Below are 13,073 nucleotides of genomic sequence, written 5' to 3' on the forward strand. Positions count from 1 at the left end.
GAATCCCTTAACCACATCAGCTCCAAAATTCCCCATTTGGGCACCACCAACTTGCGCTGCAGCTACACCACCAACAGCCCCTGCTTTTGAAGCATCTCCTGTAGGGCCTCCTGGAGCACCAGTGCCAGGGTTGGCATTGCCTGGGTTGGCATTACCTGGGTTGGCATTGCCTGGGTTGGCATTGCCTGGGTTGGCATTGCCTGGGTTGGCATTGCCTGGGTTGGCATTGCCTGGCTTGGCAGGAGGGGGAGACCCGCCACCGCCATGATTACCACCGTGAGCTGCCGTACGCCTCCAGGCTTCTGCCTCTTCTCTTATTTGCTCAATCCTGTTGCGGAAAGCAGTTGAGGCTCTCATTGAGAAAAAAATGCTTAAGATTCTTTTAGAGACCTACATGAATTTAGTCAATCAATATTTAACAAAAAGCAGCAAGATCGCCTTCCATTTTTCTTTGCTTTTGCCGATTCCGAGCCAGGAGAAATATTTCCAAGTATTAGGACTTACCCAAGCCAAGCGACGGAATCACTCTTGCAAGTAACAACTACAGTAGAGGAATTGCCAAGAAGTTAACTTCACTCTCTCAACAAAAAATCCTGCAGACACTATGAGCTCTTAGCCGGAAGTCTATTCAGCTGCGATTAAACCAAGGAAAGAATTGGTCATCAACAGCATTGAGCATGCTTTGAACCTCACGGCGTGCCACTCGAGCTGAAAACAAGCGTTAGCCGCAATGGAATCTAAGCGACATGAGACAGGATGCAGAACGTGTGGCCCTAGCCTCAAAGCAAGCTCCAGCTCTGCCAGTGTCACTGCGGTTCACAAACACCCTCACCCGCCGCACGGAAACCTTTACTCCGCTCAAGGACGGACACGTCAGCATTTACTGCTGCGGCGTCACGGTCTACGACCTCTGCCATCTCGGCCATGCCCGCAGCTACATCGCCTGGGATGTGCTGCGTCGCTATTTGATCTGGCGTGGCTACTCAGTCACCTTCGTGCAGAACTTCACTGATATCGACGACAAAATCCTCAAGCGTGCCGCTGAAAAGAAATGCTCGATGGAGCATGTCAGCGAGCAAAACATCGAAGCCTTCCATCAAGACATGGATGCCCTAGGCATCCTGCGGCCCGATCGCATGCCCCGTGCCACACAATGCCTAGACGGGATACGCAGCTTGATCGGAGAATTAGAAGCCAGTGGGGCTGCCTACTCCGTCGATGGCGATGTCTACTTCGCCGTGATGAAACATCACGGTTACGGCAAGCTCAGTGGTCGTGATCTCAATGAGCAGCAGCAAAACGCCGATGGTCGTATAGCCGATACCGAAGAGGCGCGCAAGCAACACCCCTTTGATTTCGCACTATGGAAGGGAGCTAAAAGCGGAGAACCAAGCTTTCCCTCACCCTGGGGAGCAGGGCGCCCGGGCTGGCATATCGAGTGTTCCGCCATGGTGCGTGAGGAATTGGGCGAAACAATCGATATTCACCTGGGTGGAGCTGATCTGATCTTCCCTCATCACGAAAACGAGATTGCTCAATCTGAGGCAGCTACGGGCAAGCAGCTTGCTCGCTATTGGCTACACAACGGCATGGTGAATGTCGGCGGTCAGAAAATGAGCAAGTCACTTGGCAACTTCACCACAATCAGAGCCCTGCTAGAAAGCGGCATCTCTCCAATGACGCTACGCCTGTTCATCCTGCAGGCCCATTACCGCAAACCGCTCGACTTCACAGCCGATGCCATCAACGCTGCAGCCACTGGATGGAAAGGCCTTAACGGAGCCCTTGGCCTCGGGAACATCTATACCAACACCCTCAACTGGCCTGAAGGCGGACCCCTACAACAAGCAGCTATTCAACCCGACCATTCCTCCAGCCAGGAGCAATGCAACGAGATACGTCAACACTTCATCGATGCACTGGACGATGACCTCAACACTTCAGGGGCCATCGCAGTGCTCTTCGATCTTGCCCGCCCCCTACGTGCCCTAGCGAACCGCTTGGAGCGTGGAGACACAAAGGCAATTCAAGAAACAGCGCAGCTGAACTTGCTCCCACGTTGGCAACTGCTGGTGGAGCTGGCCAATGTGCTCGGGCTTGAGGCCGAAAAAACCGCGCAACCAGCCCCCGATGACAACAACAGGGTTGATGAAAACCATATTCAACTCGCCATTGCCGCTCGCAAAGAGGCCAAAGCCGCCCGTGATTTCGCCAAAGCCGATCGCATCCGCGACGAGCTGCGCGCCCAAGGCATCGAACTGATCGATAAGCCAGGGGGCCTCACAGACTGGATCAGCAGCTAATCATCTACCGCGGAACGTTCTGGTTTTCAACCATCAGCGCCTCGATGAGCGACTTCGGCTTCGCCAGCAAGAAATACACGCGCTTCAGCGACATCGACAATGCCCACCTCTGCTTTAGAGAGATGGGTCCATGAACCCCACCCGTGAACCCTTGATCAGGTCCCAGTCCATGTCTGCAGCAGGTCCACGACGCTAACGATCAAACCAAAGGCCACAACAGGTGGTGACACCCAACGCAGCATGAACAGCAACAAGCGACTTAACCCAAATGGTGTCTCACAACCAGCAAGATCTTCCTTGAAGCGACCGGGCACCACCCAACCCAACAAAACAGCCAGCAGCAATCCACCAAGAATTAACAACAGATTCAGCAGAGAATCCATCCAGCCGAGAACATCCGTTGAAGTAGCTGCCGGCAGACCGAGCACAAAAATTACGGCTACAGAGAGCCATACCGCCCGAATACGACTACAACCAAAGCGATCGATCAGGCAAGCCACTGGCACCTCAAGCAAAGACACCGCAGAGGTGATCGCAGCGATGTAAGCCAACGCGAAAAAAAGCACAGCCACAACACGGCCAGTCTCCCCGAGAGAAGCCAACCCCGTAGGGATAGAAATGAATAAAGCTCCAACGGTGGAATCGCTGATCACATCCTTGAGAGCAAATGTCATCACCACTGGGAAGGTGATCATCCCTGCCAGCAAACCCACGGCTGTATCCATGCTCACCACTGCTACCGCTTCGCGAGGCAGGTGATTGCGTCGATCCAAATAGGCGGAATAAGCCAGGATACAGCCAATCCCAGTGCCAATTGAGAAGAAGGCTTGGTTGAAGGCGTTGCGCACCGTCGTGGTATTGAACAACTGATCAGCGTCCCAGCGGAACAGGAATGTGTGATACCCCTGCAAGGCTCCCTCGAGAGTGGACGCCCAACACGCCAATGCAATCAGCAACAAAAAAAGCAAAGGCAGCCCCCAGCGAGAGAGGCGCTCAATACCACCACGAACACCTGCTGCCACCACCAAAGCAGTAAGCACCAAGCTGAGCATCTGACCCCATAGGGCGTTGCTGCCCTTGCTCACGACACCGAAAAAACTCTCCGCCTCCGTCATGTCAGCGGGCAAACCCACCAAAAGGGCATGGAACAGGGTGTGACCGGTCCAACCCATCAACACGGCATAAAAAGCCAAGATTCCGCAGGGGGCGATCACAAACAGCCAGCCCATCGGTTGCCAGCGGGCTCCAGCTGCTGCAACCGGTGCCAGCAGAGGACTTTTACCCGTACTGCGGCCAAGCACCATCTCGGCAATCAACACCGGCAGGCAAACCACTAACACAATCACTACATAGAGGAACAGAAACGCCGCCCCACCCCCCTGAGAGGATCGATAGGCGAAGCCCCAGAGATTGCCCAGCCCCACTGCACTGCCTGCCGCGGCAAGCACAAAGCCCACGCCCGATCGCCAATGTTCCCGAACTGCCATGGCTGGAGATCCTTGTTAAGACAAGCTTGCCAGTGTCTGGCCATCTAGTGGGAGACTGGCTTCAACTGCCGGAACAGTGTGAAAGCCATCAGCGTGCTGGGCTCCACCGGTTCGATCGGTACTCAAACCCTCGAGATTGCCGAAGAATTTCCTGAGCAGTTCAGGGTTGTGGCCCTAACGGCCAGTCGCAACTTGTCACTGCTCATTGAACAAATCCAGCGACACCATCCCGAGGTTGTTGCCCTCGCCGATGAATCACTTCTGCCAGAGCTGGAGCAGCAGCTCAACGCACTGCCTAGCGAGCAACAACCACCTCACTTACCTGAGTTGTTAGCTGGCCCAGAAGGGCTCAATGTGGCTGCCTCATGGGATAGCGCTGATCTCGTCGTCAGCGGCATCGTCGGCTGTGCTGGGCTACTGCCAACACTGGCAGCAATCAAAGCCGGCAAGGATCTTGCCCTCGCCAACAAAGAAACCCTGATCGCCGCAGCACCTGTCGTGCTGCCTGAGTTGAAACGCAGCGGCAGTCGGCTGCTTCCAGCAGATTCCGAACACTCGGCCATTTTCCAGTGTCTGCAAGGAACACCCTGGGCTGAGAACGCACGCCTCTCAACGGGAGTTCCTACCCCTGGGCTGCGCCACATCCAGCTCACAGCATCTGGAGGTGCCTTCCGCGACTGGTCAGCAAAAGATCTCGAGAAAGCCACCGTTGCCGATGCAACCAGCCACCCCAACTGGAGCATGGGACGCAAAATCACCGTGGATTCAGCCACCCTTATGAATAAAGGGCTAGAGGTCATCGAAGCCCATTACCTCTTTGGCATCGACTACGACCAAATCGAGATCGTGATCCACCCTCAAAGCATCATCCACTCGATGATCGAGCTGGCTGATTCCTCCGTGCTGGCGCAGCTCGGCTGGCCAGATATGAAACTACCAATCCTCTATTGCCTGAGCTGGCCGGAGCGGCTCGAAACACCTTGGCGGCGGCTGAATCTCACCGAAGTAGGCGAACTCACCTTCCGCGCCCCTGATACCAAGAAATACCCCTGCATGGAACTTGCCTACGCCGCAGGACGTGCCGGCGGGACCATGCCAGCCGTCCTCAATGCTGCCAATGAAGAAGCAGTAGCCCAGTTCCTTGAGGAGCGCATCCATTTTCTTGACATCCCGGAAGTGATCGAGGCTGCCTGTGAACGCCACAAGCCAGACCTGCAGACACAACCCAACCTTGATGACGTGCTTGCCGTCGATGCATGGGCACGCAAGGCCGTACAAGAGCAGGTGAAACGGGGCAGCCGTCGCCTACCAATACCAGCTCTGACAGCATGAATTTCAAGGTGAGTCATCACCTACTTCTTTGCGCCACAGCCAACAAGGCGGCCTGTTGCAGTGCAGATGTCGGCAACGCCAGCTGGGCCAATCTCAAAAAACTAATCAAACAGCTTGATCTCGAAAACATTGATCGCCCAGAAGGTGTGGTTCTGCGTAGCAAGGTCGACTGTCTACGCATCTGCAACGACGGACCAATCCTGCTGATCTGGCCAGACGGGATCTGGTATGGCGGTGTGACACCAGAACGAATCGAATCAATCGTGAGAGAGCATGTGCTTGAAGGCCAGCCAATCGAAACTTGGATCATCCGCCGGACACCTCAGCAGCAGAGACATACCTGAGTTTTTACTGAGTTTTTGTCAAGCCCCAAACTTTGACAGCCAACGGGCCACCACCTGATCCCCCCAGCAGCCTCCGATTGCATGGAAACCATTGTGGCCGCCGTGGGGTGTCAACAACACTTGGATGCGCTGCTCACTGGATGGAAACATGTTCGCTGCCAACTGTTGAGCGGCTTCTACTGGCACCCAGGGATCATCTAGCGCTTGCAGGAGCAGTGTCGGCGGCAGGCGGCTGGGGTTCTCAAGCAAGGCGATCAACGGTGAGGCGCCAGCGTAGTAAGCATCAACATCGCAATAACCCCAGCGCGGGGCTGTGATGGCAGTATCAAACTCTCGGATCGTTGCTGGCGGGCTCTGCCCCTTCTCCCCATTGAGCACTTCCCTTTCCTGGACAGTCACGCCAAAGGGATCCGCCAACGTTTGACGAATCAACCGCTGCAGCAACCAACGCTGATAAACCCTGTTGCGGGGTCGCTCGATTGAGGCACTGCAAGCCGCTAAATCAAGGGGACTACTGGTACAAACCAATCCATCCAAAACCGCTTGACCAGGCGCGCGCGCGTGGCTTGGCTCAAGACAGGCATTGAGAAGCATCGTGCCCCCAAGGGAAATACCTGCCCCAAGCAGAGGGACTGCGCCTCTCGAAGCAACACCCTCGCGCCCAAGCTGATTACAGAGCTGCCGGGCCCGTAACAACACCGGGCCAAGATCGCTATTGCACTCAGCGGCATAGGTCCCTGCTGAGAGATGCCGCCCAGGGTCTGCACCACGCAAATTCAAGCGCAGCACGGCAAAACCAGCCGTCTGAAGAGCGCAGGCCATCCGTCGTAGACCTTCACGTTGACTGGAGCCCCCCAATCCATGCAGCAGCAAAACCAAGCCACGCGCCTGGCGGGTGACTGCAGGGCGATCAAACAAAGCCAACAAATGACCCGGACCCGCCATACCGCTCGGCAAGGCAGGCACTTCAATTTCAATCGCTTGGCCTCGATCACTTGGCAAGCGCACCGGTCTGAGTGTGTCGCGAAGGGTCTGCAGATCGCCGCCTAGCCAAGGCAAACGCTGCTTAAAAAGACCAATCCCCAGCTGTTTTAAAAGCTGGGAATCGGTCTCAACCCTTCTTGCCAATGCCGAGCTCCTTCAGTTCAACCAAAAGATCACCCAACACCTTCTTGGCATCACCAAACACCATGGAAGTATTGGCCAGTTCAAACAGATCATTCTTAATCCCTGAATAACCGGCACTCATGCCGCGTTTGACCACAAACACCGTGCGAGCTTCCTGCACATCCAACACAGGCATGCCGTAAAGAGGGGAAGTGGTGTCAGTTTTGGCCTGGGGATTGACCACATCATTGGCTCCAAGCACCAACACCACATCAGTGGCCGGGAACTCAGGATTGATGACATCCATCTCCTTGAGCTGCTCATAAGGAACATCAGCCTCAGCCAAGAGAACGTTCATATGGCCAGGCATGCGTCCAGCAACCGGATGAATGGCATAGGTGACCTCAATGCCCCCAGCTTCCAAGACACGGGTAACTTCACGCAGGGTGTGCTGCGCCTGAGCCACTGCCAGGCCATATCCAGGAACAATCACAACCCGCTCTGCCGCCTCAAGGGTGAGCGCACACTCCTCAGCGCTGCAACTGGTGATGTTTTTATATTCGCCACCGCCGCCAGAAGCAGCGCTTGCTCCTAACGCTCCACCAAACAACACCGATACCAACGAGCGATTCATACCGTTGCACATCACCTGAGTAAGGATCAGACCAGCAGCTCCAACCATGGCGCCAGCAACAATCAGCAACTGACTGCCGACAACGAAACCTGCCGCTGCCGCCGCAACACCTGAATAACTGTTCAACAGTGAGATCACCACTGGCATATCGGCGCCGCCAATCGGTAGCGTTACACCGATTCCCAACAAACCGGACCCGATCACCAACAGCCACAGCGCACTGACGTTGTCGCCATGGCGGCCAAGCTCGATGGCAGCCACTAGAGACATCACAGCCAGAGCAATATTCACGGCATGCCGAACATTGCTCTGCATCCAAGGCGGTGTTGACAGCCAGCCCTGCAGCTTTGCCATCGCCACGATTGAACCTGTAAAGGTGATCGAGCCAACAAAAACAGACACCACAATCGAGATGTCTTCAACCACTGCGCTGCCGGCTTCAACAGCTCCAGCGCCTGTCGGGAAAATTGCAACGCCGAGAGCTACCAGCAACGACGACATGCCTCCGCAGCCGTTAAACAGAGCAACGGTCTCCGGCATGGAGGTCATCGGCACGCGCTGCGCTGTGATCGCACCGAGACATCCACCAACCACCGTGCCGAAGATGATCCAAATCCAGGCCTCAGCAGAGATGCCGCTGGTGCCGAGATAGTTCACTATCAAGCCCACCGCGGCAAGTGCCATGGCAACAGCTGCAAGGCGATTGGCCTCACGGGCAGAGCGCACCTTCGAAAGGCCCTTGATCCCAAGGGCAAGGAGTAAAACCGCGACCAGATCAATCGCGAACTTGAGGATCTCAGCAATATTCATCAGTGGTTGTCCTTGCGGCGAGCGGACTTGCGGCTGAACATGGCCAGCATCCGATCGGTAACGAGAAATCCGCCAATCACGTTGAACAAGGCGAAACCAAGAGCAACAGCACCCATCGCCAGCAGAGGGGTGTTGTTTCCGGCCTTGATGATCAGGGTGAGAGCGGCCAACATCGTGATCCCCGAGATCGCATTGGCACCACTCATCAAAGGCGTATGCAAAGTGGGAGGCACCTTGCCGATCAGTTCAAGGCCAAGCAAGCTGCCAAGCAGCAGCACCCAAAGGGCCTCACTCAAGAACGACATCAGTTGGGCCCTCCCGTGTTGAGCACATCGTCATGGCGGATCACACCGTTGTGACTGATCAGACATCCGGCAATTAACTCATCCTCAGTGTTGAGACTGAGCTGACCGTCCTTCAAAACGGGCTCCAACAGAGCGACCAAATTGCGCGAGTAAAGCGCACTGGCGTGATTGGGAACACTGCAAGGGAGATCGGAGGCACCGATCAACTTCACGCCGTTGCGAGCGACTGTTTCACCAGGACGAGTATTCGCACAATTTCCACCCTGTTCAACGGCAAGATCGACCACCACAGCACCTGGGCGCATGCGATCGAGCATGAGATCACTGATTAATCGTGGAGCTTTTCTACCAGGCACCTGAGCAGTACAGATCACCACATCGGCTTGCGCTAACTGATTGGAGAGCTGCTGACGCTGAGCCGCCAGAAAAGCCTCAGAAGCCTGCTTGGCATAGCCCCCAGACTCATCTGGCCTCTGATCAATTTCAGGAGGATCGATAAAGCGTGCCCCAAGTGACTCCACCTGCTCCTTCACGGCAGAGCGGACATCACTGACGTAGACCACAGCACCCAGACGCTTTGCTGTAGCAACTGCCTGCAATCCAGCCACACCAGCACCTAATACGACGACCCGCGCTGGCTGCACCGTGCCAGCAGCCGTCATCAACATCGGAAAGTAACGATCAAGAGCAGCAGCAGCCAACAGCACCGCCTTATAGCCAGCAATATTGGCCTGAGAGGAAAGGGCATCCGCAGACTGTGCCCGGCTAATTCTCGGCAGCAGCTCTAGGGCCATCGCTGAGAGCTTTGCTGTCTTCAGCGCCGCTGCTAAGGAACTGTTGGCATAAGGCGCCAACAAACCAACAACAAGGGCCCCAGATCGCATCCTCGCCAAAGCACTAGCAGAAGGAGATTGAACGCATAGGACGACATCGGCCTGGCTCCAGGCCTGTGAATCTCCCGGAGCAACCAGCTCAGCACCAATGGTGTTGAAATCACCATCAACAAAACCTGCGGCAAGGCCGGCGCCACGCTCAACGGCAACCTTGCTGCCCAGAGAAAGAAACTTCTTCACCGTGTCCGGCGAAGCCGCAACACGGGTTTCTCCCATCGCCGATTCCAACGGAATTAAGAGTCTGGGCAAGAGAGAGGACTGGTTGAACCAGGCGAGATTACGGGGTCGACCTCCCGGCACCGGGAGCTTTCCTGAAGAAAAGAGTTTTTCAGCTGGCTTTATAGCTAAGAAGGACTGTTAACTCCAACTCCCTCAATGGGCCTAACTGCAATCGAATGTCCGGATGGTGTTTGCCATAGCCATCACGGAGGCCATGCTGTGGAGCGCTCCACAATGCAGAACAACCTCCAGGGACACGGGCGAGAATGGTGTGAACGCCTGGCAGAACGGATCTACGAGATCTCGGTGGATACCTTCTCCCAGACAGTGATGCCGAGCCTCCATTCCGCAGGATGGCAGAGACGCCATTTGGATTGGGAATTCAAGCTCGACAAACAGGAGTCAGAGCCTGACAAGGCTTTGGTAGACGGGATTATCAACGCCACCGAGAGTTTCCTACGCAGCAGTGAAGTCCACCGACTGTTCATTCAAGAACTGGTTCAGGGAACCTTTGCTGAAGCCGGTTCAGACACCCTGAGGGCATCAGCCGTTCAAAAGCTGATCGAAAACGAATTGCTCACCATGCTCAAAGAGCAAAAGGAGCAATTGCTCGATCGCTTAGCTGGTCAACTCATGGATGAGGCTCAGGGCAACTTCGAGATCGCACACACTGCAGCAAGCGAAGGCCTCAATGAGGTTGAGCACCTGCTCGTAAACCACACCGAAGCGCTCTGAACTCAATCAGACAATTGGTAGCAACTCCTGCTCCATCGCCAAGGCCTGAAGCTTCAGGCCTTGGCGATGGAGCCAGCGTGATCTCAGGATCAGCGGATCAATGTCACATTCATGTAGCCAACACTGCTCCAAGCTGCGGCGTTGCTGAAAAATAAACTGGGCTGAATGGTGGCGTTTGGCCATGGTGGCAGGGGGCCGAAAACCCCAGAAGCTCTTGATCGGAAGCTAAAGATGCCAACAGCGAAAGGAATAGTTAGAAAGACCTATCTTCTCGTGCAATGCCATCTCCAAGCCTTCCTTTGAACTGCTGGGAGAGTCCGACCAGCCCAAAATCCGACCCCGCATTTGGCAGCAACAGCTGATTCAGTTGCTTCGTCGCCGCCTTTCTCCACGGGCAATCCAAGGGCGAGATGTGCTTGTGCATGCTGGCCCAGGTGCAGGCAAAACCCTCGGAGCCCTACTCAGCTTCCAGGCCATGCAGCGAGGGGGTGGCTTAACGCGATTCATAGTTTTTTGCCACCGCAACTCGATTCTGAATCAATGGCACCAAGCATCTGCACAACTAGGACTCAACTTGCAGGACTGGGAAGCCTGCCCAGAAAAACCCGAGATCCTCAAACAATCAGACGGGTGGGCAGTGACCTATCAAGGTGCCGGTCTTCAGTTGGAGACCCTGATAGCAGAACTAAAGGACTGGGCCGGGGACGGCTTACTCGCTATTGCCGATGAAGCCCACCACCTCGGAATGAATCCAGATGAACCTCAGGGTCCAGCCTGGGGACGCACCTTTCTTGCTCTAACTGACAGCAGCAAAATACGGCTTGGTCTTACTGGCACGCCATTCCGCGCCGACAATCTGGCCTTCTGTGCAGCCCGAAGGGTGCGAGTGGAAGCCGAGGGAGCTCTGGTGGAGCAGATCAGCCCAGATCTCTGCGTGGAGCCCAGTGAGCTGATTCATGCTGGAGATGTGCGCCCACTCGAATTCCGCTTCCAGGACGGCTGGGTGGAACACAGCCGTCCTGGACATCCCGATCGAGATGTCTCCCCCCTCTCTGCTGAAGAGCGAGAAAGCTGGCGAGCACGCAATCTGCGCAGGGCTATTCGCATCTCAGATTCAAGCAGTATTGCCTTACAACTGTTAATACGGGCACGACGTCAACTTGAGAAGGTACGTCGCCACCATCACGATGCCGCGGGCCTAGTGATCGCTAGAGATATCGAACACGCTGGTGGCATCGCCCAGCTCCTGCAAGAGGAAGGTGATCGTGTCGAGCTGGTGCACTCCCAAGACCGTGATGCCAGCGCGCGCCTGGCAGCCTTCCAAACAGGCAAAGCCGACTGGCTAGTAAGCATCGACATGTGTGCCGAGGGATTCGATGCCCCAAGACTTCGCGTGGTTGCTTATCTCACAACGGTGGTAACGCGCAGCCGATTCATACAGGGAATCACTCGCGCTGTAAGGATCTCCACGGCAAGAGCATCGTTAGAGCCCGTACCTCGTCACCCTTCCTATGTCTTTGCACCTGCAGATCCCTTACTGATGGGCCATGCCCGCAGCTGGTCGAAAACAGAGCCATATTTCATCAGAGACAGCGAAGCGAAAACAGAGGAAAACACAACGATGGGTCACTGGCGAGGCCCAAGCCTGCCACTAGAAGCAGTCAACGACGGAGCCGGTGCTGTCATCCGACTACGCACACCAAATCTGCCCAGTTTTTTGCAGCGTTGACGAAAACTTTGGCGAAAGAAAAATGCGACGTTCTATAAAATCAAGCCAGATATAGACCCCTTATATGCAATTCTCTGGCCAATGGGGACAAATCATGAACACAGCTATTCGACGACGTATAAGCGTTTCTACTTGTTGGGCATCCGCCAGAATCGCTTTACTAGACAGCAAAGAGAGCTACGAAGACAGTTACGCCATCACCCAAGAATTCCGCGAGTGGATCACATGTCCTGGTGGACATCACGAACTACTTGAGGACTCAGCTCTTGTGGTGCCGAACCTTCCCAGCAAAAGCCATTCCTTCGACAAAACAAGCGACCCAGACGAAGCCCTAGAGATCTAGGCAAATTTAACCAGGGATTTCTGCTGAATTGAAATACTCTACACGCAGAAGTCAAGCCGTGAGAGAACTAATAAAAGTTTCAATTCAAGAGGGCACAACATCATCAATTCTCAGAGATTGTCAATACTCTTGTACCCACCAATAATTTCACCGCCTAGGCCATTCAATTCATCAAGCCAACAACCAATTCCTTAGGAGCAAATTGGAATCAATAAGCAAATCTTTCTCTATTAATAAAAAATAGTTTGTATCATTATAAAATGAAAGTTGAAGTGGTAAAACCTAATGAAGAAGCAGTGTCAATCCCTATCAATGATTCAAGTCCAGCCCATCTATTCTTATGGAGCTGATTAACGGCGTCGTGGTCCACCAGGGCGATTTCCACCTGGACGGCCCCCTGGAGCTCCAGCATTTCGCTCTCGATAAGTGATTCTGCCTCGAGTGAGGTCATAGGGACTGATCTCCACCAGCACCTTGTCACCTGCGAGCAATTTGATGCGGAACTTGGTGAGCTTGCCGGCGGCACGACATAAACACTTATGACCGGCGGGCTGCTCAAGGGTGACCAGATAGAACCCGTTACCTTGTTCCTTCTCAATCACACCCGAGGTTTCGATCATGCGGTTGTGCCGTGGCTCATTGGTTAAATCGGAGTTTAGGTTGCGGCCCCCTGCAAACTCGGCAGAGTCAAACAGTCTCTAGGACCGATTGTCATTTCGCCACGCTCTCCATGATGGTCCACCGTTAAGACTCAGGCTTAAACGATGACTCATCTCAATTGAAGCAATCAAGCGCTGACGATCCCTCCAAAAATCTATCTATGCTGACACTG

The 13,073-nt window shown here is 54.7% G+C and carries 14 protein-coding genes; 6 read left to right on the plus strand and 8 right to left on the minus strand.

Annotation, left to right across the window (positions count from 1 at the left end; genetic code table 11):
• Positions 1–357 (minus strand): hypothetical protein (locus tag EV12_RS13720; protein WP_036914331.1); only part of this gene is annotated, 357 nt, incomplete at its 3' end.
• A 446-nt stretch (positions 358–803) separates the two neighbouring features.
• Between EV12_RS13720 and cysS the strand changes: the two genes are divergently transcribed.
• Positions 804–2,303 carry a cysteine--tRNA ligase gene (gene cysS / locus EV12_RS08065; RefSeq protein WP_193742187.1) on the plus strand — a complete coding sequence of 500 codons (1,500 nt, stop codon included), beginning with the start codon at positions 804–806 and terminating at the stop codon, positions 2,301–2,303.
• A gap of 155 nt (positions 2,304–2,458) precedes the next feature.
• On the opposite strand, the gene EV12_RS08070 is transcribed toward cysS, so the two are convergent.
• Complete coding sequence (locus EV12_RS08070; RefSeq protein WP_036914332.1) at positions 2,459–3,790, minus strand: sodium-dependent transporter; 1,332 nt, start codon at positions 3,788–3,790, stop codon at positions 2,459–2,461.
• Positions 3,791–3,868: 78 nt separating this feature from the next.
• On the opposite strand from EV12_RS08070, the gene EV12_RS08075 reads away from it, so the two are divergent.
• Positions 3,869–5,122 (plus strand): 1-deoxy-D-xylulose-5-phosphate reductoisomerase, encoded by a 1,254-nt coding sequence (locus EV12_RS08075; RefSeq protein WP_036914335.1) that lies wholly within the window; start codon positions 3,869–3,871, stop codon positions 5,120–5,122.
• On the plus strand, positions 5,119–5,466 hold the full coding sequence (locus tag EV12_RS08080; RefSeq protein ID WP_036914338.1) for a (2Fe-2S) ferredoxin domain-containing protein: 348 nt from the start codon (positions 5,119–5,121) through the stop codon (positions 5,464–5,466). Before EV12_RS08075 ends, EV12_RS08080 begins: the two co-directional genes overlap by 4 nt.
• A gap of 18 nt (positions 5,467–5,484) precedes the next feature.
• Here EV12_RS08080 and EV12_RS08085 read toward each other — a convergent pair whose 3' ends face one another.
• Genes EV12_RS08085 through EV12_RS08100 form a run of 4 tightly spaced genes read right to left on the minus strand, consistent with a single transcriptional unit; the run spans position 5,485 to position 9,464 of the window.
• Positions 5,485–6,594 (minus strand): alpha/beta fold hydrolase, encoded by a 1,110-nt coding sequence (locus EV12_RS08085; RefSeq protein ID WP_036914341.1) that lies wholly within the window; start codon positions 6,592–6,594, stop codon positions 5,485–5,487.
• A complete protein-coding gene (locus tag EV12_RS08090; protein ID WP_036914346.1) occupies positions 6,578–8,017 on the minus strand; it encodes an NAD(P)(+) transhydrogenase (Re/Si-specific) subunit beta in 1,440 nt (479 codons plus the stop codon). The genes EV12_RS08085 and EV12_RS08090 overlap by 17 nt, the downstream gene beginning before the upstream one ends.
• Complete coding sequence (locus EV12_RS08095) at positions 8,017–8,322, minus strand: NAD(P) transhydrogenase subunit alpha (protein WP_036914348.1); 306 nt, start codon at positions 8,320–8,322, stop codon at positions 8,017–8,019. Before EV12_RS08095 ends, EV12_RS08090 begins: the two co-directional genes overlap by 1 nt.
• Positions 8,322–9,464: a Re/Si-specific NAD(P)(+) transhydrogenase subunit alpha gene (locus EV12_RS08100; protein ID WP_193742188.1), complete on the minus strand. Its 1,143-nt coding sequence runs from the start codon at positions 9,462–9,464 to the stop codon at positions 8,322–8,324. The genes EV12_RS08095 and EV12_RS08100 overlap by 1 nt, the downstream gene beginning before the upstream one ends.
• Before the next feature lie 126 nt (positions 9,465–9,590).
• Here EV12_RS08100 and EV12_RS08105 point away from each other — a divergent pair, with 126 nt between their 5' ends.
• Positions 9,591–10,169, plus strand: coding sequence for a hypothetical protein (locus tag EV12_RS08105; protein WP_036914351.1), 579 nt, complete (start codon positions 9,591–9,593; stop codon positions 10,167–10,169).
• Positions 10,170–10,175: 6 nt separating this feature from the next.
• On the opposite strand, the gene EV12_RS14205 is transcribed toward EV12_RS08105, so the two are convergent.
• The gene (locus tag EV12_RS14205; protein WP_193742185.1) at positions 10,176–10,352 is read right to left on the minus strand and encodes a hypothetical protein; all 177 of its coding nucleotides are present in this window, start codon (positions 10,350–10,352) and stop codon (positions 10,176–10,178) included.
• 124 nt (positions 10,353–10,476) lie between these two features.
• Here EV12_RS14205 and EV12_RS08110 point away from each other — a divergent pair, with 124 nt between their 5' ends.
• Positions 10,477–11,898 carry a DEAD/DEAH box helicase gene (locus EV12_RS08110; RefSeq protein WP_413350132.1) on the plus strand — a complete coding sequence of 474 codons (1,422 nt, stop codon included), beginning with the start codon at positions 10,477–10,479 and terminating at the stop codon, positions 11,896–11,898.
• Positions 11,899–11,992: 94 nt separating this feature from the next.
• Positions 11,993–12,241 (plus strand): hypothetical protein, encoded by a 249-nt coding sequence (locus EV12_RS08115; protein WP_036914515.1) that lies wholly within the window; start codon positions 11,993–11,995, stop codon positions 12,239–12,241.
• 350 nt (positions 12,242–12,591) lie between these two features.
• Here the strand turns inward: EV12_RS08115 and infA are convergent, their stop codons facing one another.
• The gene (gene infA / locus EV12_RS08120; protein ID WP_036914353.1) at positions 12,592–12,861 is read right to left on the minus strand and encodes a translation initiation factor IF-1; all 270 of its coding nucleotides are present in this window, start codon (positions 12,859–12,861) and stop codon (positions 12,592–12,594) included.
• Between the last annotated feature and the right edge of the window lie 212 nt (positions 12,862–13,073).

Source organism: Prochlorococcus sp. MIT 0701, assembly GCF_000760295.1.
Taxonomy (GTDB): Bacteria; Cyanobacteriota; Cyanobacteriia; order PCC-6307; family Cyanobiaceae; genus Prochlorococcus.

Bases quoted from the DNA above. Each gene is read 5' to 3' on its own strand.
- infA (WP_036914353.1), bottom strand. From the start codon at position 12,861: ATGATCGAAACCTCGGGTGTGATTGAGAAGGAACAAGGTAACGGGTTC.
- EV12_RS08070 (WP_036914332.1), bottom strand. From the start codon at position 3,790: ATGGCAGTTCGGGAACATTGGCGATCGGGCGTGGGCTTTGTGCTTGCC.
- EV12_RS14205 (WP_193742185.1), bottom strand. From the start codon at position 10,352: ATGGCCAAACGCCACCATTCAGCCCAGTTTATTTTTCAGCAACGCCGC.
- EV12_RS08090 (WP_036914346.1), bottom strand. From the start codon at position 8,017: ATGAATATTGCTGAGATCCTCAAGTTCGCGATTGATCTGGTCGCGGTT.
- EV12_RS08080 (WP_036914338.1), top strand. From the start codon at position 5,119: ATGAATTTCAAGGTGAGTCATCACCTACTTCTTTGCGCCACAGCCAAC.
- EV12_RS08115 (WP_036914515.1), top strand. From the start codon at position 11,993: ATGAACACAGCTATTCGACGACGTATAAGCGTTTCTACTTGTTGGGCA.
- EV12_RS08095 (WP_036914348.1), bottom strand. From the start codon at position 8,322: ATGTCGTTCTTGAGTGAGGCCCTTTGGGTGCTGCTGCTTGGCAGCTTG.
- EV12_RS08105 (WP_036914351.1), top strand. From the start codon at position 9,591: ATGGGCCTAACTGCAATCGAATGTCCGGATGGTGTTTGCCATAGCCAT.